The organism is Embleya sp. NPDC025285, assembly GCF_055558835.1.
Genome location: NZ_JBVHLU010000024.1, coordinates 70301 through 91699 on the forward strand (window position 1 = coordinate 70301; position 21399 = coordinate 91699).

23 protein-coding genes are annotated in these 21399 nt (G+C 71.4%); 5 read left to right on the forward strand and 18 right to left on the reverse strand.

Going from position 1 to position 21399, the window contains the following annotated elements; translation table 11 throughout:
- Positions 1–19 precede the first annotated feature (19 nt).
- The 4 genes from ACZ4FV_RS18450 (at position 20) to ACZ4FV_RS18465 (ending at position 3150) form a co-directional block, all read left to right on the forward strand.
- On the forward strand, positions 20–982 hold the full coding sequence (locus tag ACZ4FV_RS18450) for a metal ABC transporter substrate-binding protein (RefSeq protein WP_395862038.1): 963 nt from the start codon (positions 20–22) through the stop codon (positions 980–982).
- The gene (locus ACZ4FV_RS18455) at positions 979–1755 is read left to right on the forward strand and encodes a metal ABC transporter ATP-binding protein (protein WP_465322909.1); all 777 of its coding nucleotides are present in this window, start codon (positions 979–981) and stop codon (positions 1753–1755) included. Before ACZ4FV_RS18450 ends, ACZ4FV_RS18455 begins: the two co-directional genes overlap by 4 nt.
- Positions 1752–2669 carry a metal ABC transporter permease gene (locus ACZ4FV_RS18460; RefSeq protein WP_395862034.1) on the forward strand — a complete coding sequence of 306 codons (918 nt, stop codon included), beginning with the start codon at positions 1752–1754 and terminating at the stop codon, positions 2667–2669. Before ACZ4FV_RS18455 ends, ACZ4FV_RS18460 begins: the two co-directional genes overlap by 4 nt.
- A 61-nt stretch (positions 2670–2730) precedes the next feature.
- Positions 2731–3150: a Fur family transcriptional regulator gene (locus ACZ4FV_RS18465; RefSeq protein ID WP_395862032.1), complete on the forward strand. Its 420-nt coding sequence runs from the start codon at positions 2731–2733 to the stop codon at positions 3148–3150.
- Positions 3151–3165: 15 nt separating this feature from the next.
- On the opposite strand, the gene ACZ4FV_RS18470 is transcribed toward ACZ4FV_RS18465, so the two are convergent.
- The 7 genes from ACZ4FV_RS18470 to leuA form a co-directional block, all read right to left on the reverse strand.
- Positions 3166–3702, reverse strand: coding sequence for a hypothetical protein (locus ACZ4FV_RS18470; RefSeq protein WP_395862030.1), 537 nt, complete (start codon positions 3700–3702; stop codon positions 3166–3168).
- 158 nt (positions 3703–3860) lie between these two features.
- Entirely contained in the window at positions 3861–4643 is a 783-nt protein-coding gene (locus ACZ4FV_RS18475) for a TIGR03943 family putative permease subunit (protein ID WP_402231936.1), read from the reverse strand.
- Positions 4640–5728 (reverse strand): permease, encoded by a 1089-nt coding sequence (locus ACZ4FV_RS18480; protein ID WP_402231938.1) that lies wholly within the window; start codon positions 5726–5728, stop codon positions 4640–4642. Before ACZ4FV_RS18480 ends, ACZ4FV_RS18475 begins: the two co-directional genes overlap by 4 nt.
- Positions 5729–5895: 167 nt before the next feature.
- Complete coding sequence (locus ACZ4FV_RS18485) at positions 5896–6774, reverse strand: isoprenyl transferase (protein ID WP_402231996.1); 879 nt, start codon at positions 6772–6774, stop codon at positions 5896–5898.
- Between the two features lie 23 nt (positions 6775–6797).
- A complete protein-coding gene (recO, locus tag ACZ4FV_RS18490; RefSeq protein ID WP_465322910.1) occupies positions 6798–7550 on the reverse strand; it encodes a DNA repair protein RecO in 753 nt (250 codons plus the stop codon).
- A gap of 49 nt (positions 7551–7599) precedes the next feature.
- Positions 7600–8208: a TerB family tellurite resistance protein gene (locus tag ACZ4FV_RS18495; RefSeq protein ID WP_402231941.1), complete on the reverse strand. Its 609-nt coding sequence runs from the start codon at positions 8206–8208 to the stop codon at positions 7600–7602.
- A gap of 254 nt (positions 8209–8462) precedes the next feature.
- Complete coding sequence (gene leuA / locus ACZ4FV_RS18500) at positions 8463–10220, reverse strand: 2-isopropylmalate synthase (RefSeq protein ID WP_395862019.1); 1758 nt, start codon at positions 10218–10220, stop codon at positions 8463–8465.
- A gap of 309 nt (positions 10221–10529) precedes the next feature.
- On the opposite strand from leuA, the gene ACZ4FV_RS18505 reads away from it, so the two are divergent.
- Entirely contained in the window at positions 10530–11270 is a 741-nt protein-coding gene (locus ACZ4FV_RS18505) for a hypothetical protein (protein ID WP_395862017.1), read from the forward strand.
- 15 nt (positions 11271–11285) lie between these two features.
- Here the strand turns inward: ACZ4FV_RS18505 and era are convergent, their stop codons facing one another.
- The 11 genes from era to hrcA form a co-directional block, all read right to left on the reverse strand.
- On the reverse strand, positions 11286–12236 hold the full coding sequence (gene era / locus ACZ4FV_RS18510; RefSeq protein WP_395862015.1) for a GTPase Era: 951 nt from the start codon (positions 12234–12236) through the stop codon (positions 11286–11288).
- Between the two features lie 104 nt (positions 12237–12340).
- Positions 12341–12700, reverse strand: coding sequence for a cytidine deaminase (locus ACZ4FV_RS18515; RefSeq protein ID WP_395862014.1), 360 nt, complete (start codon positions 12698–12700; stop codon positions 12341–12343).
- A 39-nt stretch (positions 12701–12739) separates the two neighbouring features.
- The gene (locus ACZ4FV_RS18520) at positions 12740–14005 is read right to left on the reverse strand and encodes a hemolysin family protein (protein WP_395862784.1); all 1266 of its coding nucleotides are present in this window, start codon (positions 14003–14005) and stop codon (positions 12740–12742) included.
- A 69-nt stretch (positions 14006–14074) separates the two neighbouring features.
- The gene (gene ybeY / locus ACZ4FV_RS18525) at positions 14075–14548 is read right to left on the reverse strand and encodes an rRNA maturation RNase YbeY (protein ID WP_360304623.1); all 474 of its coding nucleotides are present in this window, start codon (positions 14546–14548) and stop codon (positions 14075–14077) included.
- Between the two features lie 5 nt (positions 14549–14553).
- Entirely contained in the window at positions 14554–15594 is a 1041-nt protein-coding gene (locus ACZ4FV_RS18530) for a PhoH family protein (protein ID WP_395862782.1), read from the reverse strand.
- A 214-nt stretch (positions 15595–15808) separates the two neighbouring features.
- Positions 15809–16720 (reverse strand): ribonuclease Z, encoded by a 912-nt coding sequence (locus ACZ4FV_RS18535; protein ID WP_395862012.1) that lies wholly within the window; start codon positions 16718–16720, stop codon positions 15809–15811.
- Between the two features lie 6 nt (positions 16721–16726).
- On the reverse strand, positions 16727–17089 hold the full coding sequence (locus tag ACZ4FV_RS18540) for a histidine triad nucleotide-binding protein (protein WP_395862010.1): 363 nt from the start codon (positions 17087–17089) through the stop codon (positions 16727–16729).
- A gap of 73 nt (positions 17090–17162) precedes the next feature.
- The gene (locus ACZ4FV_RS18545; protein WP_402231950.1) at positions 17163–17903 is read right to left on the reverse strand and encodes a 16S rRNA (uracil(1498)-N(3))-methyltransferase; all 741 of its coding nucleotides are present in this window, start codon (positions 17901–17903) and stop codon (positions 17163–17165) included.
- Positions 17900–18967 carry an NAD(P)H-dependent flavin oxidoreductase gene (locus tag ACZ4FV_RS18550; protein ID WP_402231952.1) on the reverse strand — a complete coding sequence of 356 codons (1068 nt, stop codon included), beginning with the start codon at positions 18965–18967 and terminating at the stop codon, positions 17900–17902. The genes ACZ4FV_RS18545 and ACZ4FV_RS18550 overlap by 4 nt, the downstream gene beginning before the upstream one ends.
- A gap of 196 nt (positions 18968–19163) precedes the next feature.
- Entirely contained in the window at positions 19164–20294 is a 1131-nt protein-coding gene (dnaJ, locus tag ACZ4FV_RS18555) for a molecular chaperone DnaJ (RefSeq protein ID WP_395862004.1), read from the reverse strand.
- Positions 20295–20296: 2 nt separating this feature from the next.
- Complete coding sequence (hrcA, locus tag ACZ4FV_RS18560) at positions 20297–21313, reverse strand: heat-inducible transcriptional repressor HrcA (protein ID WP_026218791.1); 1017 nt, start codon at positions 21311–21313, stop codon at positions 20297–20299.
- Positions 21314–21399 lie beyond the last annotated feature (86 nt).

Below are 21399 nucleotides of genomic sequence, written 5' to 3' on the forward strand. Positions count from 1 at the left end.
CTAGTTGAGAATCATTGTCATGAAGATACGTCGCACCGCTCCGGCCGCACTGCTCGCGACCGCCGCCGCGTCCGCCCTGTTGCTCTCCGGATGCGCCGGTACCGACGACGCGAAGGCGGACACCGGGGCGGGTGCGAAGCTGCGCGTGATCGCGGCCTTCTATCCGATGAAATTCGTCGCCCAGCAGGTCGGCGGGCCGCACGTGAAGGTGACGAACCTGACCAAGGCCGGGGCCGAGCCGCACGACCTGGAGCTGACCCCCAAGCAGGTCGGCGCAATCTCGCAGGCCGATCTGGTGGTCTACCTCAAGGGTCTGCAACCCGCGGTGGACAAGGCGATCCAGCAGAACAAGCCCAAGCACACCGCGGAGGCGAGCAGATTCGCACCGCTGGAGGAACACGGCACCGAGGTGCACGGCGCCGAGGAGGACGGGCACGAGGGCCACGACCACGCGGACGCCGAACACGGCGACCCGCACGTGTGGCTCGACCCGACCCGCCTCGCCGCGATCGCCGGCGGCGTGGGCGAATCGCTCGCCGCCGCCGACCCGGCCAACGCGCAGGACTACCGCGCCCGCGCCGCCGACCTGACCGCGCGCCTGAACGGGCTCGACGGCGAGTTCACCGCCGGCCTGGCGACCTGCGCGCGCAAGGACGTGGTGACCAGTCACGCCGCCTTCGGCTACCTCGCGGAGCGTTACCACCTGAACCAGATCGCGGTGAACGGCGTCAATCCCGAGTCCGAGCCCTCCCCAGCCCGCCGGGCCGACATCCAGAAGCTGGCCCGGGAGCGCGGCGTGACCACGATCTTCTTCGAGACCCTGGCCGAGCCCAAGACCGCCAGGACGCTCGCCCAGGACCTGAAGGTGCAGACCGGCGTCCTGGATCCGCTCGAGGGCATAGAGAACGAGGCCGAGAACGATTACTTCTCGGTGATGCGCGCCAACCTGGACGCGCTGCGGAAGGGACTCGGCTGCTCATGACGGAACTTCACGAGCCGGTCGCCCGGTTGATCGGCGGCACCGCGTCCCTGGGCGGGCGCCCGGTCCTGCGCGGGGTGGACCTGAACGTGCGCCCCGGCGAGGTGGTCGCGCTGCTGGGCGCCAACGGCTCGGGCAAGTCCACGCTGGTCCGCACACTGGTCGGCCTGGTCCCGTTGACCGGCGGCACGATCGAGCTGTTCGGCACGCCGTTCGCGCGCTTTCGCGACTGGTCCCGGATCGGCTACGTGCCGCAGCGCACCACGGCCGTCGCCGGGGTGCCGGCCAGTGTGCGCGAGGTGGTCACCTCCGGCCTGCTCAACGGCCGCCGCGTGCTGGGACCGGGCCGGGACGGCCGGGCCGCGGTGGACGAGGCGCTCGCGGCGGTCGGCATGCTCGACCGCGCGCGCGACGGCATCGCGCACCTGTCCGGCGGCCAGCAGCAGCGGGTGCTGATCGCCCGCGCCCTGGCCCGCCGCCCCGACCTGCTGATCATGGACGAGCCGATGGCGGGCGTGGACCTGCGCAGCCAGGAGGTGCTCGCGGGCACCCTGCGAGCGCAGCAGGAGCAGGGCCGGGCGGTCCTGCTCGTGCTGCACGAACTCGGCCCGCTGGAGCCGCTGATCGACCGCGCGGTGGTCCTGCGCGAGGGCTGCGTGTGCCACGACGGGCCGCCGCCCCAAGCGGTCGGCCAGCACGCGCTGCCGGGCCACGACCACGTACACCCGCACGACGATCACACCGCGCACCGCGCCGGGATGGGACTTCTCTCGTGACGATCCTGGACTTCCCCTTCATGCAGCGCGCGCTGCTGGCGGCCCTGCTCGTGGGCATGACCGCGCCCGCCGTGGGCGTCTACCTGGTGCAACGCCGCCAGGCGTTCATGGGCGACGGCATCGGACACGTCGCGCTCACCGGCGTGGGCCTGGGCTTTTTGCTCAGCACCTCCCCCGTACTGACCGCGGTGCTCACCGCGTCGGTGGGCGCGGTGCTGATCGAGCTGATCCGCGAGCGCAACAAGGTCAGCGGCGACGTCGCGCTGTCGGTGCTCTTCTACGGCGGCATCGCGGGCGGCGTGATGCTGATCAACCTCGCCCCGGAGGGGTCCAACGCCAATCTCCAGTCGTACCTGTTCGGCTCGCTGACCTCGGTCTCGCCGGAGGACGTCAAGATCATCACGATCCTGGCCGTCGCGGTGCTCGCGGTCACCCTCGGGCTGCGCCGCGCGCTGTTCACGGTCTGCCAGGACGAGGACTTCGCCCGGGTGACCGGGTTGCCCGTACGCACGCTGAACCTGCTGCTCGCGGTCACCGCCGCGGTCACCGTGACGGTCGCGATGCGGGTGGTGGGGCTGCTCCTGGTGAGCGCGCTGATGGTGGTCCCGGTCGCGGTCGCCCAGCAGCTCTCGCGCACCTTCGCGATGACCGCCGCGATCTCGATCGTGGTCGGCGTGCTGGTCTCGGTCTCCGGTACGACGCTGACGTACTACGTGGACGCGCCGCCCGGGGCCACCATCGTGCTGCTCGCGATCGCGCTGTTCGTCGTGGTGGGGGTGCTCGCGACACCGCTGAACCGGCGCCGGGCCCGGCGCGCGGAGGCCGCCGCCGCCGAGGCGGATCAGCCTCGGGTGGACGACGTACATGTGGACGCGGGGGTACCGGACGCCGGCACAATGGCGACTCGGACATAGACACAGGGCGCCGGTACGGAAACGGCGCCGTCCGACCCGCAGCGATCGAGGAGGCACCCAGGTGACCACCGCCCACGGCACGAGCCCGGTTCGGGGTCGGTCCACCCGGCAGCGTGCCGCCGTCTCGGCCCTCCTCGACGAGATCGAGGACTTTCGCAGCGCGCAGGACCTACACGACCTGCTCAAGCAGCGCGGCGAGGCGGTCGGGCTGACCACCGTCTACCGCACGCTCCAAGCCCTCGCCGACGCGGACGAGGTGGACGTGCTGCGCACCCAGGACGGCGAGTCGGTCTACCGCCGGTGCAGCCGCGGGCACCACCACCACCTCGTCTGCCGCTCCTGCGGACGCACCGTCGAGGTCGAGGGCCCGGCGGTGGAGCGCTGGGCGAACCGGATCGCCGCCGAACACGGCTTCGGCGACGTCTCGCACGAACTGGAGATCTTCGGTACGTGTGCGCAGTGCGCGAAGGCGACCGACTGACGCCGGCCCGATCGACTACCAGGTGCCGCCTGCGGTCGTACCGGCCGTGCCACCCCACGTCCCGCCCTCGACGCACGTACCGGTGGGCCGCACCGTGGCCGAGCCGACCCGGTTCGGCTTCAGCACGTTGAGCTGCCCGGCCGCGATCGAACCGCCGGAGAGGAACTCCGAGTAGGCGAACGTCTTGGTGATCGACTTCTTCCCCGCGGGCACGTCGATCTCCTCCTGCTTCATGCTGCCGGAGGATCCGCCGTAGGAGACGGTGATCCGACCGCCCTTGTGCCCGTCGGCGAAGGTGATCGTGCCGATGAAGGTCTCCATGAACGCGGTCCTGCACCGAACGCCGGCCAGCGTGCCGGGCGTGACGGTCAGGAACACGCCCTTGACCTCGAGCTCGCCGTCGCCGGCCGGGCCGTCCCGGTCCGAGCTCTTCGGCGCCTCGGTGCTCGCCTCACCCTTGCGGTCGGCGTCCGCTCCCTTGTCCTTTTGGCACGCGGTCGCGCCCGACCCGAGTACGCCCACGACGACCGCCGCGACGACGGCACGACGCATTCCCCACCCCATGCTGATTCCCCCCGATAGACCGGCGGATCGTCCTCCCCAGGCGATCCGTCCGTGAACCCACGGTAGGAGAAGACACCTCGCGTCACCGCCGCGCTCGCAGGACGCGAACACGGCGGTGACCGGACGGTGACATCGTCACGACGTGCCTATTCGTACGGCTCGCGCGGGGCCGGGATCGAGACGACGGTGGTGGCGGTCAGGGCGGGCATCGCGTCGTCCGCCTGGGTTTGGCCGTTGGGCAACCAGCGGCCGGTGACCGTCACCCACGAGTCGGTCGGGGGCGCCGCGACGCCGTGTACCTCGATCTTGCGAGCGAAGGCGTCGGCGGCACAACAACTGATCACCATCCGGGTGATGTACCACGTGCCCGGGGCCTTGCCGGGCGTGACGAAGCCGGTGAGCTGGACGTTGCGGTCCTTGAGCGGCGCCGTGGTGTCCCAGACCGAGCGGATCAGGAAGTCCGCCAGGCTCATCGGCAGCGGGTCGCCCGCCGGCAGCGGGGGAAAGCCCGCGTCGTTCGAGGCGGCGGCCGGCTTGGCCACCACATTGTCCGATCGCGCGGCGGTGTACGAGCCGAGCGCGGGCGGCGCGATCAGGAACAGCGCGAGCACCGGCAGACACAGCAGCCAGGCCGCCCGCGGGCCGGTGGAGTGGTCGTGGCCGCCCGCCTCCGCCGGCTCGCCGACCGGCTCGTCGGCGCCCTCGGCCGGGTGCGCGTGCGCGGGCTCCGCCGCCGATTCCGGCGCCCGGCGCTGTATCCCGTCCCGCACCGCCGAGATCAGGCCGACCGCGAGCAGGATCGCGCCCGCCGCGAGCAGCGCGGGACGCAGGCCGTCCTTGACGTAGCGCAGGTACATGTCGGTCAGCGAGATCCGCAGCAGCGCGCCGCCGATCAGGATCAACAGCACCGCCTGGACGTCCCGCCTCACAACAACCACCATCCGACGAGGTAACTTGCGACGATCGCGACCACGAACGTCGCCGAGGAGAACCGGGCCGCGAAGCCGCGCCCGAAGGTGCCCGACTGGAGCGCGATCAGCTTCACGTCCACCATCGGGCCGACCACCATGAAGGCCAGTTTCGCGGTCGGCGAGAAACCGATCAGGCTCGCCGCCACGAACGCGTCCGCCTCCGAGCAGACCGCGAGCACCACGGCGAGGAAGGCCAGCGCGAGCACCGCGAACCACGGCGAGTCGGAGACCGCGTCGATCACGTGCTTGGGCACCGTGACGTTCAACGTCGCGGCGGTCAGCGCGCCGATCACCAGGAAGCCGCCCGCGTGCAGGAAGTCGTGCTGGAGCGCGAGCCGGAAGTTCTCCCACTTGCCGCTGCCGCCGTGATCGTGCGGACGGCGCATCACCTTGATCCACTCGGGCCGGCCGAACCGCGCCCACAACCAGCCCATCAGCACCGCCGTGCCGAGCGAGGCGAGGAACCGGGCGAGCACCATCTCGGGCTGCTTGGGGAAGGCGACCGCGGTCGCGGTCAGCACGATCGGGTTGATCGCGGGCGAGGAGAGCAGGAACGCCAGCGCCGCGGCGGGCGCGACCCCGCGCGCCATCAACCCACTGGCCACCGGCACCGACGCGCACTCGCAACCCGGCAGGATCGCCCCGGCCGCGCCCGCGACCGGCACTGCCAGGGACTGCCGCTTGGGCAACACCTTGGTGAACACCGACGGCGGCACGAACGCGGTGATCGCGGCCGACAACAGCGTGCCGAGCACCAGGAACGGCAGCGCTTGGACGGAGATCGCGACGAACACGGTGGCCCAGGTCTGCACCGAGCGCGCGCCGAGCCGATCCACGATCCACGGCTGCGCGAACAGCAGCACGACCAACGCCAGGACGAAGAACTCGAGTTGACCCGGCCGCCAGCGCTCGGCGGGCGGGCCGACGGGCGACCCGGGCCCGGCGGTCGCGGGCGACGACTCGGCGCCACGGGGCGGCGATGGCGCCGGCCGTGTGGCGGTGGCGGGGCGCGACGGCGCGCTCTTTTCGAACATGATGGTCATGTTCGCATTGATCGTGGGGCCGCCGCTCGACGCACACCGCGCTTTGCGAACCTTTCACCCGCCCGTTCGCGTCCGCCGGTTCCCATCCACCGGTTCCGGCCCGAACGCCTCCCGGCACCCAGGCGGTCGAGTCCGCCGGTCGGCGACCGGCGGCCACACGCGGGCGATCAGGCTCCGGAGGCCGCCGTGGAGCCCGAGGAGACCGGCTGCGGCGCGGTGACCGCGTTGGGCAGCGCCCCGCCGTAGCGGCGATCGCGCGACGCGTACGTCTCGCACGCCTGCCACATGTGCCGCCGATCGAAGTCCGGCCACAACACGTCGAGGAAGACCATCTCGGCGTAGGCGGACTGCCACAGCAGGAAGTTGGAGGTGCGCTGTTCACCGGAGGACCTGATGAACAGGTCGACGTCGGGCATGTCCGGCTCGTCGAGGTACTTGGCGAACAACTTCTCGTCGACCTTCTTCGGGTCGAGCCGGCCCGCCTTGACGTCCTCGGCGATCAGCGCCGCCGCGTCCGCGATCTCGGCCCGGCCGCCGTAGTTGATGCACATCGCCAGCGTGAGGTTGGTGTTGTTCTTGGTCCGCTCCTCGGCGATCTCCAACTCCTTGATCACGCTCGCCCACAACCGGGGCCGCCGACCGCACCAGCGGATCCGCACGCCGAGTTCGTCCATCTCGTCGATCCGCCGGTGGATCGTGTCGATGTTGAAGCCCATCAGGAAGCGCACCTCCTCGGGCGAGCGCTTCCAGTTCTCGGTGGAGAACGCGTACGCGGAGACGTACTTGACGCCGATCTGGGCCGCGCCCTCGACCACGTCGAACAGCGACGCCTCGCCCGCGGTGTGTCCGTCGGTACGGGCCAGGCCGCGCTCCTTGGCCCAGCGGCCGTTGCCGTCCATCACCAGCGCCACGTGCCGGGGCACCAGGTCGGCCGGGATCTCCGGCGGCAGCGCGCCCTCGGCGTGCGGCTTGGGGTCGCGGTAGTGCCGCTGCTCCCGAGCGGCCCGGGCGGGCGCCGACTCGGCCCGCCGACGGCGGGGGAACAGGCCGAAGCGGCCACGCGACTGACTCACGATCTCTCCACCAATCTCAACGAGCGGATGCCCCGCTCCAGGTGCCATTGCAGATACGCGGCCACCAGGCCGCTGCCCTCGCGCCGGTGCCGCGGCTCGCTCGCGTCGGCTCGGCCCCAGTCGCCGGTCAACAGCGCACCGAGCAGGGAAAGGGTCTCGGGTGAGGGTACGACGGATCCGGCGGGACGACAGTCCCCGCAGACCGTCCCGCCGCCCTGGACGGAGAAGAACCGGTTCGGTCCGTCCAGGCCGCAACGCGCGCAGTCGGCGAAGCTCGGCGCGTAGCCCGCCACCGCGAGCGAGCGCAACAGGAACGCGTCCAGCACCAGGCCGGGCTCGTGGGCACCTCCCGCGAGCGTGCGCAGGGCACCGATCAACAGCAGGTACTGCTGGAGCGCCGGTTGGCCGCGCTCGTGGTCGGTGAGCCGCTCGGCGGTCTCCAGGATCGCCGTGCCGGACGTGTACGCGGCGTAGTCCGACGCGAGTCGGCCGCCGTACGCGCCCAGGGTCTCGGCCTGCGTGATGATCGGCAGGCCGCGCCCGGGGAACTCGCTGCCCCGGGTGAAGAACTGGACGTCGACGTGCGCGAACGGCTCGACCCGGGCACCGAACTTCGACTTCGTCTTGCGCACCCCGCGCGCGACCGCGCGCACTATCCCGTGGTCGCGGGTCAGGAGGGTGATGATGCGGTCGGCCTCACCCAACTTCTGGGCGCGCAGGACGACACCCTCGTCACGGAGGAGGCTCATGCTCCCATTGTGCCGCGCCCGGCCGACGCGCCGCGTGGCCCGTCGCGGTTCACGGGCCCGCGAGCACGTGGTCGACCCGGGCCCGTCCGAGCCCGAGCCGGTCGCCCGCGTGGTACAGGATCACCCGGTGCGCCGGGTCGTACCCCCCGCAGGCCAGCGCGACCCGGGCCGCGACGCCGACCAGGTGCTCGCGCCCGGCGACCGCGAGGTGCGGGGCGATCTCGGCGAGCGCCCACGCGGTGTCCTGCGCATGGTGCGCCCCCACGTCGACGGCGAGCGCGCACGCGTCGTAGCTCGGCGTGCCCGCGGCCCGGACCGCCTCGACCGCCGCCGCGCGCACCGCGTCCGCCGCGTGCGGCTCGTCGTCCACGGCCGCGACGACGGCCACCACGAGCGCGCGCACCGCCTCGCGCAGCATCAGGGTGAGCGCACGAGCGGTCGGCGTCTCCAGTACCGAGACTTCGTGCCGGGTGCAGCACACCGCGCACTCGATCCCCGATCCGGCCCGCCCGAGCGGGATCAACGCCACCCCGAACAGCACGAGTCGGCGCCGGCCCCCGCCCTTGCGGAAGCGTCGATCGCCTCCGCACGCCGGACAGTGGAACTCGCCGTCCCCGATCGCCGATCGGATGGTCCGGATGCCCACGACGAAAAACATGGTGCAGCCCCCTGCGTCCCGCGCGGCGGAAAGCGATATTTCCGCCTGTTCCGATGCTGCCACGGATTTCACGAAGCGTCATCGAAAGCGGACAGATGGTTACTTTTGTTCGCGCGGGGCAGGTCGATACGGGCCGGCAGGACGGGACGGGACGGGGCGCTCACGCGCCACGTGACGTCGGCGTCGGGAAGTCGGGACAAAAAACGGCGGCTCCCGGTCGAACCGGGGGCCGCCGTTCGGTCACGCCGTCGCGGTCACCCGCGCGCGGCGCGGTTGACCGCGCTCACGATCGCCTTGAGCGACGCGCGCACGATGTTCTCGTCCACGCCCACACCCCACAGCACCCGGCCGTCGACCGCGCACTCGACGTAGGCCGCGGCGCGCGCGTCCTCGCCGCCGCTCATCGCGTGCTCGCTGTAGTCCAGCACCCGGGTGTCGAAGCCCAGACCGCCCAGGGACCGGACGAACGCGTCGATCGGGCCGTTGCCGATCGCCTCCAGCGTCTGCACCTCGCCGTCCACGCTCATCTCGACGGTCAGCACGTCCTTGCCGTCCGTACCGGAGAGCGTGCGGTGGCCGCGCAGTTCCAGCCGACCCCACGGAGCGTCCGGGGTGGGCAGGTACTCGTCCCGGAAGGTGTCCCAGATCTGCGCCGGCGTCACCTCGCCGCCCTCGGCGTCGGTCTTGGTCTGGATGATCCGGGAGAACTCGATCTGCGCGCGCCGCGGCAGGTCCATCTTGTGGTCGGCCTTGAGCACGTACGCGACGCCGCCCTTGCCGGACTGGCTGTTGACCCGGATCACCGCTTCGTAGGTGCGGCCCACGTCCTTGGGGTCGATCGGCAGGTACGGCACCGCCCAGTCCAGTTCCTCGACCGGCTTGCCCACCTGGGCCGCGTCCCGCTCCAGCGCCTCCAGGCCCTTCTTGATCGCGTCCTGGTGCGAGCCGGAGAACGCGGTGTAGACCAGGTCGCCCGCGTACGGGTGGCGCGGGTGCACCGGCAGTTGCGTGCAGTACTCGACGGTGCGCCGGATCTCGTCGATCTCGGAGAAGTCGATCATCGGGTCCACGCCCTGGCTGAACAGGTTCATCCCCAGCGTGACCAGGTCCACGTTGCCGGTCCGCTCGCCGTGCCCGAACAGGCAGCCCTCGACCCGGTCGGCACCGGCCATCACGGCCAGCTCGGTCGCCGCCACCGCCGCGCCCCGGTCGTTGTGCGGGTGCACGGACAGCGCGATGAACTCGCGGCGGGTCAGGTTGCGGCTCATCCACTCGATCTGGTCCGCGTACACGTTCGGCGTCGAGCGCTCGATGGTCGCGGGCAGGTTCAGCACGATCTCGCGGCCGGCCTCGGGCTGCCACACGTCCATCACCGCCTCGCAGACCTCCAGCCCGAAGTCCAGCTCGGTGTCGATGAAGATCTCGGGCGAGTACTCGTAGCCGAACGCGGTCTCGTCGCCCAGGTGCTTGTCCGCGAAGCGCATCACGTGCTCGGTGCCGGACACCGCGATCGCCTTGCACTGCTCGCGGTCGACGTTGAAGACGACCCGGCGGAAGGCGGGCGCGGTCGCGTTGTACAGGTGCACCGTGGCCTTGGGCGCGCCGATCAGCGACTCGACGGTGCGCTCGATCAGTTCCTCGCGGGCCTGGGTCAGCACCGAGATGGTGACGTCCTCCGGTACCGCGCCCTCTTCGATGATCGAGCGGATGAAGTCGAAGTCGGTCTGCGACGCGGCCGGGAAGCCGACCTCGATCTCCTTGTATCCCATCCGTACCAGCAGGTCGAACATGGTCCGCTTGCGGGCCGGGCTCATCGGGTCGATCAGCGCCTGGTTGCCGTCCCGCAGGTCGGTGGACAGCCAGCGGGGCGCGACCGTGATCGTCTTCGACGGCCAGGTGCGGTCCGGCAGGTCGACGCCCTGGAATGGCTTGTACTTGTGGATCGGCATCCCGGACGGCTGCTGCGTCACGGACGAGGCGGTGATCGGCGTGACGCGATTCACGGAAGGCATGCGGCTGGTCTCCTGGTATGCGAGGAACGGGCTGCAACGGCAGGTAGGCCGGCGACGGGAGGAGAAACATCCCGGAGGCTCCGACGTGCGGACATGCCTCTATCCCCGCGACGGGGGAGCCGGTCTGACCTCTGTCAGAGGGATGAGCCCCCGGCGCGGCGGCTAAGGAGAAGCAGCCACTGACGCATGATTTTGCAACCATACCCGACCGATCGCAGCGGTCGGGCCGGCATCCGGCATACGAACACATGCGATCTTTTCGGCCCCGACCCTCCCCCGAAGGCCGGGTTGCTCCTACGCTGCCTGACCATGAGCTACGACAACCAGGGCCCATACGGACCACAGCCGGGTCAGGGCCAGCCCGGCGGATACCCCCAGCAGGGCGGCTCGGGCTACGGACAACAACCTCAGCAGGGCGGCTACGGTCAGCAGCCGCCTCCGCAGTACGGGCAGCAGCCCCCGCAGTACGGCCAGCAGCCGCCGCCCGGGTACGGACAGCAGCCGTACGGCCAGCAGCAGGGCTACGGGCAGCAGCCCGGTGGATATCCGCCGCCCACGCCGAGCGGAGGCGGCATGGGCGGCGGTCTCCCGCCGTTCGCGCCGGCCGCGATCGCCGGCGTGATCGCGTCGGTGATCGTGGCGATCGGCTCGTGCCTGGCCTGGATCGGCGCCGATGGCAAGGGTGACCCGATCAAGGGCCTCGAAGGCGACGGCAAGTGGACGCTGGCCGCGGGCCTGATCGCCGTGGTGCTGTTCGGCGTCGGCGTCGCGATGCGCAAGGCCCAGATCGCCGCGGGCGCGGGGGTCGCGGGCATCGTGGCGCTCGGCTTCGCGATCTGGAACATCGCCGACAAGACCCGGCTGCCGATCCAGGAGGCGGACCTCTCCGGCGCCCGGGCCGATCAGGCCAAGAAGATCCTGGAGAAGGTGGACCTCACAGCCGAATTCGGCCTCTGGATGGTCCTGATCGGCGCCGTCCTCGCGATCGGCGCCGCCGTGTTCATCCTGATGTCCGCGAACCGCACCCAGAGCGGCCCCTACGGCCGCTGACCCACCCGTTCGATCTCAGAATCCGAGTTTGCGGAGCTGCTTGGGGTCGCGCTGCCAGTCCTTGGCCACCTTCACGTGAAGGTCCAGGTAGACGGGCGTCCCAAGCAGCGCCTCGATCTGCTTGCGGGCCCGCGTGCCCACGTCCTTCAGCCGTGAACCCTTGTGCCCGATGACGATCGCCTTCTGGCTCGGTCGTTCGACGTAGAGGTTCGCGTGCACGTCGAGCAGTGGCTTGTCCGCGGGGCGGTCCTCGCGCGGGATCATCTCCTCGATGACCACCGCGAGGGAGTGCGGGAGTTCGTCCCGGACGCCTTCCAGGGCCGCCTCACGGATCAGCTCGGCCGCCATCACCATCTCCGGCTCGTCGGTGAGCTCGCCGTCCGGGTACAGCGGCGGGCCCGCCGGCAGCAGTGGCATCAACAGGTCGGCGACCAGGGTCACCTGACTGTCGCCGACCGCGGAGACCGGGATGATCTCGGCCCACTCGATGCCGACGTCCTCGCCCATCTTCTGCACCGCGAGCAACTGCTGGACCAGCGTCTGCTGGTCCACCAGGTCGGTCTTGGTCACGATCGCGACCTTGGGCGTGCGCTTGGCCTCGGCCAACTCGGCCGCGATGAACTTGTCACCGGGCCCCACCTTCTGGTCGGCCGGGATGCAGAAGCCGATCACGTCGACCTCCGCCCACGTGGCCCGGACCAGGTCGTTCAGCCGCTGGCCGAGCAGCGTGCGCGGCTTGTGCAGGCCGGGGGTGTCCACCAGGACGAGTTGGCCGTCGGGACGGTGCACGATGCCGCGCACCGTGTGGCGGGTGGTCTGGGGGCGGCCCGACGTGATCGCCACCTTCGTGCCCACCAGCGCGTTCGTCAGGGTGGACTTGCCGGCGTTGGGGCGGCCCACGAAACACGCGAAGCCCGAGCGGTGGACGGGCGCGGAGGGGTTAGGGCGATCACTCATGCGTGACATTGTCGCTCAAGATACGAGCGTTCCTTGCGCCGCGGGTGCGCCGGCCGCCCCCGAAGCCGACCTCGGACGGGTGTCGGCCGTCCTCGGACGCTCCGAAGCGAACCTCAGACGGTCACGATCGCGCGCACGACCGCGTCCGGTCCGGCCGACAGGATCGGCGTACCCGCGCCGCCCAGATCGCGCACGGCGTCCCGGTCGGCCTCGGTGACCGTGTCGGTCTCCCCGACGATCGCCGCCGCCTCCAGACCACGCGCGCCGCCCGCGACCGCCATCGCGACGGCCGTGCGCAGTGCGGACAGCTCCAACGACGGCAGCGCGACCGTGGACGCCGTATAGGTGCGTCCGGTCTCGTCGCGCACGGCGGCGCCCTCGCTCGCCCCGTTGCGGGCCCGGGTGGCCCGGGCCAGGGTGACGATCTTGGCGTCCTCGGGTTCGACGGTGAACTCGGGCGTCTCGGCGCTCACGGGGCCTCCTGCTCGGCGCGGTACGGGTGCCGGCACACCCTAGCCTGCGTCCCGGTCGACCCGGCTCACCACGATCGTGCCGACCCGGTTGCGCCGGCCCGACGGGCTCTCCGCAATCAGCCGCAGACCCTCGACCACGGCCGCGGCGCCCGGGATCGGCACCCGGCCGAGCGCCTTGGCGAGCAGTCCGCCGACCGTCTCCACGTCCTCGTCGTCGAGTTCGAGGCCGAAGAGTTCGCCCAACTCGTCCACGGGCAGCCGGGCGGTGACCCGGAAGGCGCCGTCCGGGAGTTGCTCGACCGGCGCGCTCTCGGTGTCGTACTCGTCGGTGATCTCGCCGACGATCTCCTCCAGGATGTCCTCGATGGTGACCAGCCCGGCGGTGCCGCCGTACTCGTCCACCACCACGACCATGTGCGTGCGATCGGCCTGCATCTCGCGCAGCAGGTCGTCGGCCGGCTTGCTGTCCGGCACGAAGGTCGCCGGGCGCATGATCGAGTCGACGTCCTCCTTGGCCCAGCCGGGATCGCCCATCGTGCTGCGCCGGGCCAGGTCCTTGAGGAAGACGATGCCCACCACGTCGTCCTCGTTCTCGCCGATCACCGGGATCCGTGAGTAGCCGCTGCGCAGCGCCAGCGACATCGCCTGGCGCAGCGTCTTGTGCCGCTCGATGAAGACCATGTCCGGGCGGGGCACCATCACCTCGCGCACGATGGTGTCGCCCAGTTGCAGCACCGAGTGCAACATCTCGCGCTCGTCGTCCTCGATCAGCGAGTCCTTCTCGGCCAGGTCCACGAACGCGCGCAGTTCGGCCTCGGACGCGAACGGGCCCTCGCGAAAGCCCTTGCCGGGGGTGAGCGCGTTTCCCAGCAGGATCAGCAGCTTGGGCAGCGGACCGAGCACGCGGGCGAGCCCGAACAGCACGGGCGCGCCCATCGTGGCCACGGTGACCGGGTGCTGGCGGCCCACGGTGCGCGGGGACACGCCGACCGCGACGTAGGACACCACGACCATGATCCCGATCGTGACCAGCACCGCCTGCCAGGTCTCGGCGAAGTCGTCCATGCACACGACGGTGACCAGGACGGCCGCGGACAGCTCGCACGCGACCCGCACCAGCAGGGCCAGGTTGAGATAGCGGGCGGGGTCCTGAACCACCGTCAGGAGGCGTTTGGCGCCCCGGCGTTCCTCGCGGACCAGTTCCTCGGCGCGGACCCGGGAGATACGCGCGAGGGCGGTCTCCAGGCACGCGAAGAGACCGGCCACGACCACCAGGACGACCGCGCCGCCCACGAGTTGCAGCATGCTGTCAGCGGGCACTGCCGCCGCCCCCGGTCCGATGCCGGCCGGGGGCGGATGTATCCGCCGGCGGGGTCATCCGCGGTCTCCCGCGGCGCGACGGGCCTCCCGCCAGGATTCGAGCAGTTCCTTCTGCAGCGCGAACATCTCGCGCTCCTCGTCCGGTTCCGCGTGGTCGTAGCCCAGCAGGTGCAGCACGCCGTGCACGGTGAGCAGGTGCAGCTCGTCGTCCATGGAGTGGCCGGCCGCCGCGCCCTGGCGCTGCGCGACGGTCGGGCACAACACGACGTCGCCGAGGAGCCCCTGCGGGGGGTCCTCGTCGGCCTTGCCGGGACGCAGCTCGTCCATCGGGAAGGACATCACGTCGGTCGGACCGGGCAGGTCCATCCACTGGATGTGCAGTTGTTCCATCGCGGGTTCGTCCACGATGACCACGGACAGTTCCGCCAGTGGATGGATGCGCATACGGTCCAGCGTCCACCGGGCGACGTCCACGATCGCGTGTTCGTCCACCCCCGTGCCGGACTCGTTGGCGATGTCGATGGACATGGCCTTCAGTTCACTTCCCGTTCCACTGTTTGCATGTTCACTGTGTGCTTGCCCCGACCGTTCTTGTCGACCGGCCGCCGGCCGCGCGACCTGGGCAGATCCCCGTTGCCGTTCGCGTGACCGTCGGCCTCGACCTGGATGTCGTAGCGCGCGTACGCGTCCACGATCCGGCCGACCAGCTTGTGTCGGACCACATCCTCGCTGGTGAGGTTGCAGAACGCGATGTCGTCCACGCCACGCAGGATCTCCTGCACCACGCGCAGCCCCGACTGGGTGCCACCGGGCAGGTCGACCTGCGTGGTGTCCCCGGTGACCACGATCCGCGACCCGAACCCGAGCCGGGTCAGGAACATCTTCATCTGCTCGGCCGAGGTGTTCTGCGCCTCGTCCAGGATGATGAACGCGTCGTTGAGCGTGCGACCGCGCATGTACGCGAGGGGGGCGACCTCGATGGTGCCGGCGGCCATCAGCCGCGGGATCGAGTCGGGGTCGATCATGTCGTGCAGCGCGTCGTAGAGCGGGCGCAGGTACGGGTCGATCTTCTCGTAGAGCGTGCCGGGCAGGAAGCCGAGCCGCTCGCCCGCCTCGACCGCCGGGCGGGTCAGGATGATCCGGGTGACCTGCTTGGACTGCAGGGCCTGGACCGCCTTGGCCATCGCCAGGTAGGTCTTGCCGGTGCCCGCCGGGCCGAGACCGAACACGATGGTGTGTTCGTCGATCGCGTCCACATAGCTCTTCTGGTTGAGCGTCTTGGGGCGGATCGTGCGGCCTCGGTTGGACAGGATGTTGAGCGTCATCACCTCGGCGGGACCGTGTCCGTCGTTCGAGCGGACCATCGCCACCGAGCGCTCGACCGCCTCCTCGTTGAGCGGCTGGCCGGTGCGCACGATGACCAGGAGTTCGTCGAAGAGCCGGCGGACCAAGGCCACGTCGGCCTCGGTACCGGAGACGGTGACCTCGTTGCCTCTGACGTGGATGTCGGCCTCGGGGAACCCCTGCTCGACCACTCGCAGGAACGAGTCGCCGGAACCGAGGAGCGCCACCATGGGGTGCTTGGCGGGGATCGTGATCTTCGCCTGGGCCTGCGCGGTCGGAGTTTCGCGCCGGGTGTCTCGCGCGGTGTTCTCGGAGCTCGCGCCTCGCGCGTTCGTCGTGGGAGCCATGGGCGGCCTTGGCGGCCTGATCACGCCTCATTTCCGTGCTCGGGAAGCGGTTCGATGTTGCTCAATGGTAACTCTCCGGGCGTGGCGGACCCGGAGATTATTCCGGTACCGGACGCCGCCTGGGGACTTCGATCCGATCCAGGTCGTGCGCCGCGACGGTGTCCGGGAAAACCTCGCGGGCCTGCTCCAGGAGCGGCCCCACGTCGGTGTAGCGCTGGGAGAAGTGGGTCAGCACCAGCCGGCGGGCGCCCGCCTCGGCGGCGATCCCCGCCGCCTCGCGCGCGGTGAGGTGGCCGACCTCGCGCGCGAGGTCGGCGTCGGCGTCGGCGAAGGTGGACTCGCACACGAGCAGGTCCACGTCGCGCGCGAGCTCGACCGCGGCCGGGCACAGCCGCGTGTCCATCACGAAGGCGAACTTCTGCCCGGGTCGAGGCGCGCTCACCTGCTCCAGGGTCACCGCGCCGACCCGGCCCTCGCGCTGGATCCGGCCCACGTCCGGGCCGGATATGCCCAGTGCGGCGAGCCGCTCGGGCAACATCCGACGGCCGTCCGGCTCGACCACGCGGTAGCCGTACGACTCGACCGGGTGCGACAGCCGGCGGGCGTGCAGGGTGAAGGGCCCGGCGGGGAGTTCGACGTGTTCTCCCGCCAACGGGTGTTCGATCAGCACGGCGGTCTCGTGGAACGCGGTCGCGTGGTGCAGGCGATCGAACCACTGTTGCCCACTGGCCGGGTAGTGCGCGGTCACCGGATGCGGCACACGATCCAGCGACATGCGCTGGATCACGCCGGGGAGGCCGAGACAGTGGTCACCGTGGAAGTGCGTGACGCAGATCCGGGTGATGTCGTGCGCGGCCACCCCGGCGTGCAACATCTGCCGCTGGGTGCCCTCACCGGGGTCGAACAACAACCCCTCGCCGTCCCAACGCAGCAGGTAGCCGTTGTGGTTGCGCTGCCGTGTCGGAGCCTGGCTCGCGGTGCCGAGGACGACGAATTCCCTGGTGGACACGTTCGACTAGCCGGGAGGCCAGCTCAGCCCGCGGCCGCCGAGCAGGTGCGCGTGCACGTGGAACACGGTCTGGCCGGCACCGGCGCCGGTGTTGAAGACGATCCGGTAGCCGGACCCGGCGATGTCCTCGGCGGCGGCGACTACCGCCGCCTCGGCGAGCAGCGTGCCCGCCAGTTCGGGTGCCTCGGCGCCCAGTTCGCCCGCGCTGGCGTAGTGCGCGCGCGGGATGACCAGGACGTGCGTGGGCGCCTGCGGGTTGATGTCCCGGAAGGCCACCACGTCCTTGGTCTCGTGGACGATCGTGGCCGGGACGTCGCCGGCGAGGATCTTGCAGAACAGGCAGTCGGCCTGGGGTTCCCCCGCAGCCATGGGTGCCTCCATCGGGTCCGAGTCGATCACGGGCGGTCGCCCCCGATCGTAGTCACGTCCCGCGCCCGGCGCTTCAGGCCCAGCGGCCGGAGCGGGCCAGCAGGACGGACGCGGCCGAGACGCCGGCCGTGGAGGTGCGCAGCACGGTCGGGCCGAGCCGGTAGGCGGTCGCGCCGGCGGTGGCGAACGCGGCCAGTTCCTCCGGGGACACCCCGCCCTCGGGACCGACCACCAGGACCAGATCGCCCTCGGTCGGCGTCGCGGCGGTCGCCAGCGGTTCGGTCGCCGCCTCGTGCAGGACGCCCGCGAACGCGGCGGCGCCGAGCAGGGCGGTGACCCGGCGCGTGCTCATCTGCTCGGTCACCTCGGGCAGGTGCGGCCGGCGGGCCTGCTTGCCCGCCTCGCGGGCGGTCGAGCGCCACTTGGCCAGGGCCTTCGCCCCACGCTCACCCTTCCACTGGGTGATGCAGCGGGAGGCGGCCCACGGCACGATCACGTCGACGCCGACCTCGGTCATCGTCTCCACCGCGAGTTCGCCGCGGTCGCCCTTGGGCAGCGCCTGGACCACCACGATCCGGGGCGTGGGGGCGGGTTCCTCGGTGCGCGAGTCGACGTCGACGTACAGCCTGTCCTTGCCCTCGGTGCGGTTGACCGTGCCGTACACGGCCAGTCCGGCGCCGTCCGCCAGGACGACCGGCTCACCGGCGACGAGCCGGCGCACCGTGACGGCGTGCCGGCCCTCGGCGCCGTCGAGGACGACCTGCCGGCCGTGCCGGATGGCGTCGCCGGGGGCGAGGAAGACGGGGGCGCTCAAGCGCATGCCTTTCGGGCGGCGGCCATCTCGTCGACGAGCCGGCTGATCACCTCTGCGGCCGGCTCCTCGCGGGCGAGGCGCCAGCCCTGACCGGCCCACAGGGCCAGGCCGTCGGCCTCGCCCCGGGCGGCGGCGGCCTTGCGGATCGGCGAGACCAGGTGGTGGACGAAGGGGTAGACCCCGGGAGCCTCGGCCTCGTGGCGGGCCACGAAGCCGTTGCGCAGTCCCCTGGCCCAGCGGCCGGAGAACGCGCGGGTGAGCACGCTGCGCTCGAACGCCGGGTCGGCGAGCGCGGCTTTGTGCGCGGCGGGCGCGCTGCCCTCCGGGCAGCGCAGGAAGGCGGTACCCAGTTGGGCCGCGCTCGCGCCGGCGAGCCGCACCGCCTCGATCTGTCGGCCGGTCATCAGGCCGCCCGCGGCGATCAGCGGCAGCTCGGTCTCGGCGGCGATCAGCGTGAGCAGGGTGAGCAGGCCGTACGGGGCGGGCGCGTCGGGGTTGGCGAATCCGCCCTGGTGGCCGCCGGCCTCGGCGCCCTGCACGCACAGCGCGTCGACCCCGGCGTCGGCGGCGGCGCGGGCCTCCTCGGGCGTGGTGACGGTGGCCACGGTCAGCGTGCCCGCGGCCCGCAGCGCGGTGATCGCCTCGGTGTCGGGCAGGCCGAAGGTGAAGCTCACGACCGGGACCGGGTGGGCGAGCAGCAGTGCGAGCTTGGCGTCCCAGTCGTCGCGTTCGCAGCCGGGGGCGGGCGTGCCGACGGTGCCGCCGTAGTGGGCGGCGGCCCGGGTGAGCGAGGCCGCGTAGCGCCGGGTCAGCTCGTCCTGGGCGCGGGTGGGCGTGGGGTGCGGCATGAACGCGTTGACCCCGAAGGGGGCGTCGCCGACCAGCGTGCGCAGTTCGTCGATCTCGGCGGCCAGCTCGTCGGCCGAGCGATACCCGGCGGCCAGGAAGCCGAGCCCACCCGCGCGGACCACCGCCGCCGCGAGCGCGGGTCCGGCGGCGCCGGCCATCGGCGCCTGCACGATCGGCAGTGCGGTGAGCCGGGTGGGGTCGGTATTCGTCGGCATCATGCTCCCCGTTCGCTCGGTGGGCTCGGCTCGGCTCGTGTCGCCCGGCCCAGCCTAGGGAGTGTCCGGCCGCGGACGGAGCCGCCGTCCCCTCGCCGACGCGCCGCGGGTGCCGAAGCGGCCGAAAATCGGCCCGTCCGACACCCGCGACCACGAAACCGCGCGCGGCGCGCCCTCGGGCGCGCCGCGCATCGTCTCAGCGTCCGTTGAACGCGTCCTTGAGCCGGGAGAACAGGCCCTGCTGCCCCGGCGTGAACTGACCCGAGGGGCGTTCCTCGCCGCGCAGCTTGGCCAGCCGGCGCAGCAGTTCCTCCTGCTCGGGGTCGAGCTTGCTCGGCGTCTGCACCTCGACGTGCACGATCAGGTCGCCCCGGCCGCCGCCGCGCAGGTGGGTGATGCCGCGCCCGTGCAGCGGGATCGACTGGCCCGACTGGGTGCCGGGGCGAATGTCGATCTCCTCGGTGCCGTCCAGCGTCTGCAACGGCACCTTGGTACCCAGCGACGCCGCCGTCATCGGGATGGTGACCGTGCAGTGCAGGTCGTCGCCGCGCCGCTGGAAGGTGGTGTGCGGGACCTCGACGATCTCCACGTACAGGTCGCCGGCCGGGCCCCCGCCGGGGCCGACCTCGCCCTCGCCCGCGAGCTGGATCCGGGTGCCGCTGTCCACGCCCGCCGGGATCTTGACGGTGAGCGTGCGCCGCGCGCGAATCCGGCCGTCGCCCGCGCACTCGGGGCACGGGTGCGGGACCACGGTGCCGAAGCCCTGACACTGCGGACACGGCCGCGACGTCATGACCTGGCCCAGGAAGGACTTGGTGACCTGGCTGACCTCGCCGCGACCGCGACACATGTCGCAGGTCTGCGCCGTGGTGCCGGGCGCCGCGCCCTCGCCGTTGCACGTGTTGCACGTGACGGCGGTGTCCACCTGGATCTCGCGGGTGGTGCCGAACGCGGCCTCTTCGAGGGTGATCTCGATCCGGATCATCGCGTCCTGGCCGCGGCGCGTGCGCGAGCGCGGACCGCGCTGGCTGGCCTGGCCGAAGAACGCGTCCATGATGTCGCTGAAGCCGAAGCCGGCTTGGCCGAAGCCGCCGCCCGCGCCGCCCCCGGAGGACAGCGGGTCGCCGCCGAGGTCGTACATCTGCCGCTTCTGCGGGTCCGAGAGGACCTCGTAGGCGTTGTTGATCTCCTTGAACCGGTCCTGCGTCTTCGGGTCCGGATTGACGTCCGGGTGCAGCTCCCGAGCCAGCCGGCGGAAGGCCTTCTTGATTTCCTCCGGGGTGGCGTCCCGCCGCACCCCGAGGACCTCGTAGTAATCGGTAGCCAACTCTACGACTCCGCGAGGATCTGTCCGACGTACCGTGCCACGGCGCGCACCGCTCCCATCGTTCCGGGGTAGTCCATTCGGGTCGGCCCGAGCACCCCGAGCTTCGCCAGCGTTTCCTGCCCACTGCCGTATCCGACGGCGACCACCGAGGTCGCGGCCAGTCCTTCGTGCATGTTCTCGTGTCCGATCCGCACGACCATGCCCGGGTCGGTCGCCTCGCCCAACAGGCGCAGCAACACGACGTGTTCCTCCAGTGCCTCCAGGACCGGGCGGATCGTGTTCGGGAAGTCCATACCGAAGCGGGTCAGGTTGGCCGTCCCGGCCAGGACGACCTTCTCTTCCTTGTGTTCGACCAGGGTGTCGAGCAGCGTGGCCAGGATGCCCGCCACGATCGGCCGTTCCTCGGCGGTGAACGGCTCGGCGAGGTCCTGGACCAGCAACGGCACATCGGCGAACCGCTTGCCGGTGATCCGGCTGTTCAGTCGCGCGCGCACGTCGGCGAGCAGGTTCTCGCCGACCGGGCCGGGGGTGTCCATCACCCGTTGCTCGACTCGGCCGGTGCTGGTGATCAGCACGAGCATGACGCGCGTCGGCGCGAGGGTGAGCAGCTCGACGTGCCGGATCGTCGAGCGGGTCAGCGAGGGGTACTGCACGACGGCCACCTGATGGGTGAGCTGCGCGAGCAGCCGCACCGTCCGGCCCACCACGTCGTCCAGGTCCACCGCGCCGGCCAGGAACGTCTGGATCGCCCGGCGCTCGGCGCCCGACAGCGGCTTGACACCCGCGAGCCGGTCGACGAACAGCCGGTAGCCCTTGTCCGTGGGCACGCGGCCGGCGCTGGTGTGGGGCTGCGTGATGTAGCCCTCCTCCTCCAGCGCGGCCATGTCGTTGCGAATGGTGGCCGGGGAGACCCCGAGGTTGTGTCGGTCCGCGAGCGCCTTGGAGCCGACCGGCTCCTGGGTCGCCACATAGTCCTGCACGATGGCGCGCAGCACGTCCTGCTTGCGATCGTCGAGCATGGTGCGCACCTCCTGACCCGTTGTTCCGCCCGTTGCCTGTCCCGTTCGCGGCGGTTCGTCACGCTGGTTGGCACTCCGTCCCGCCG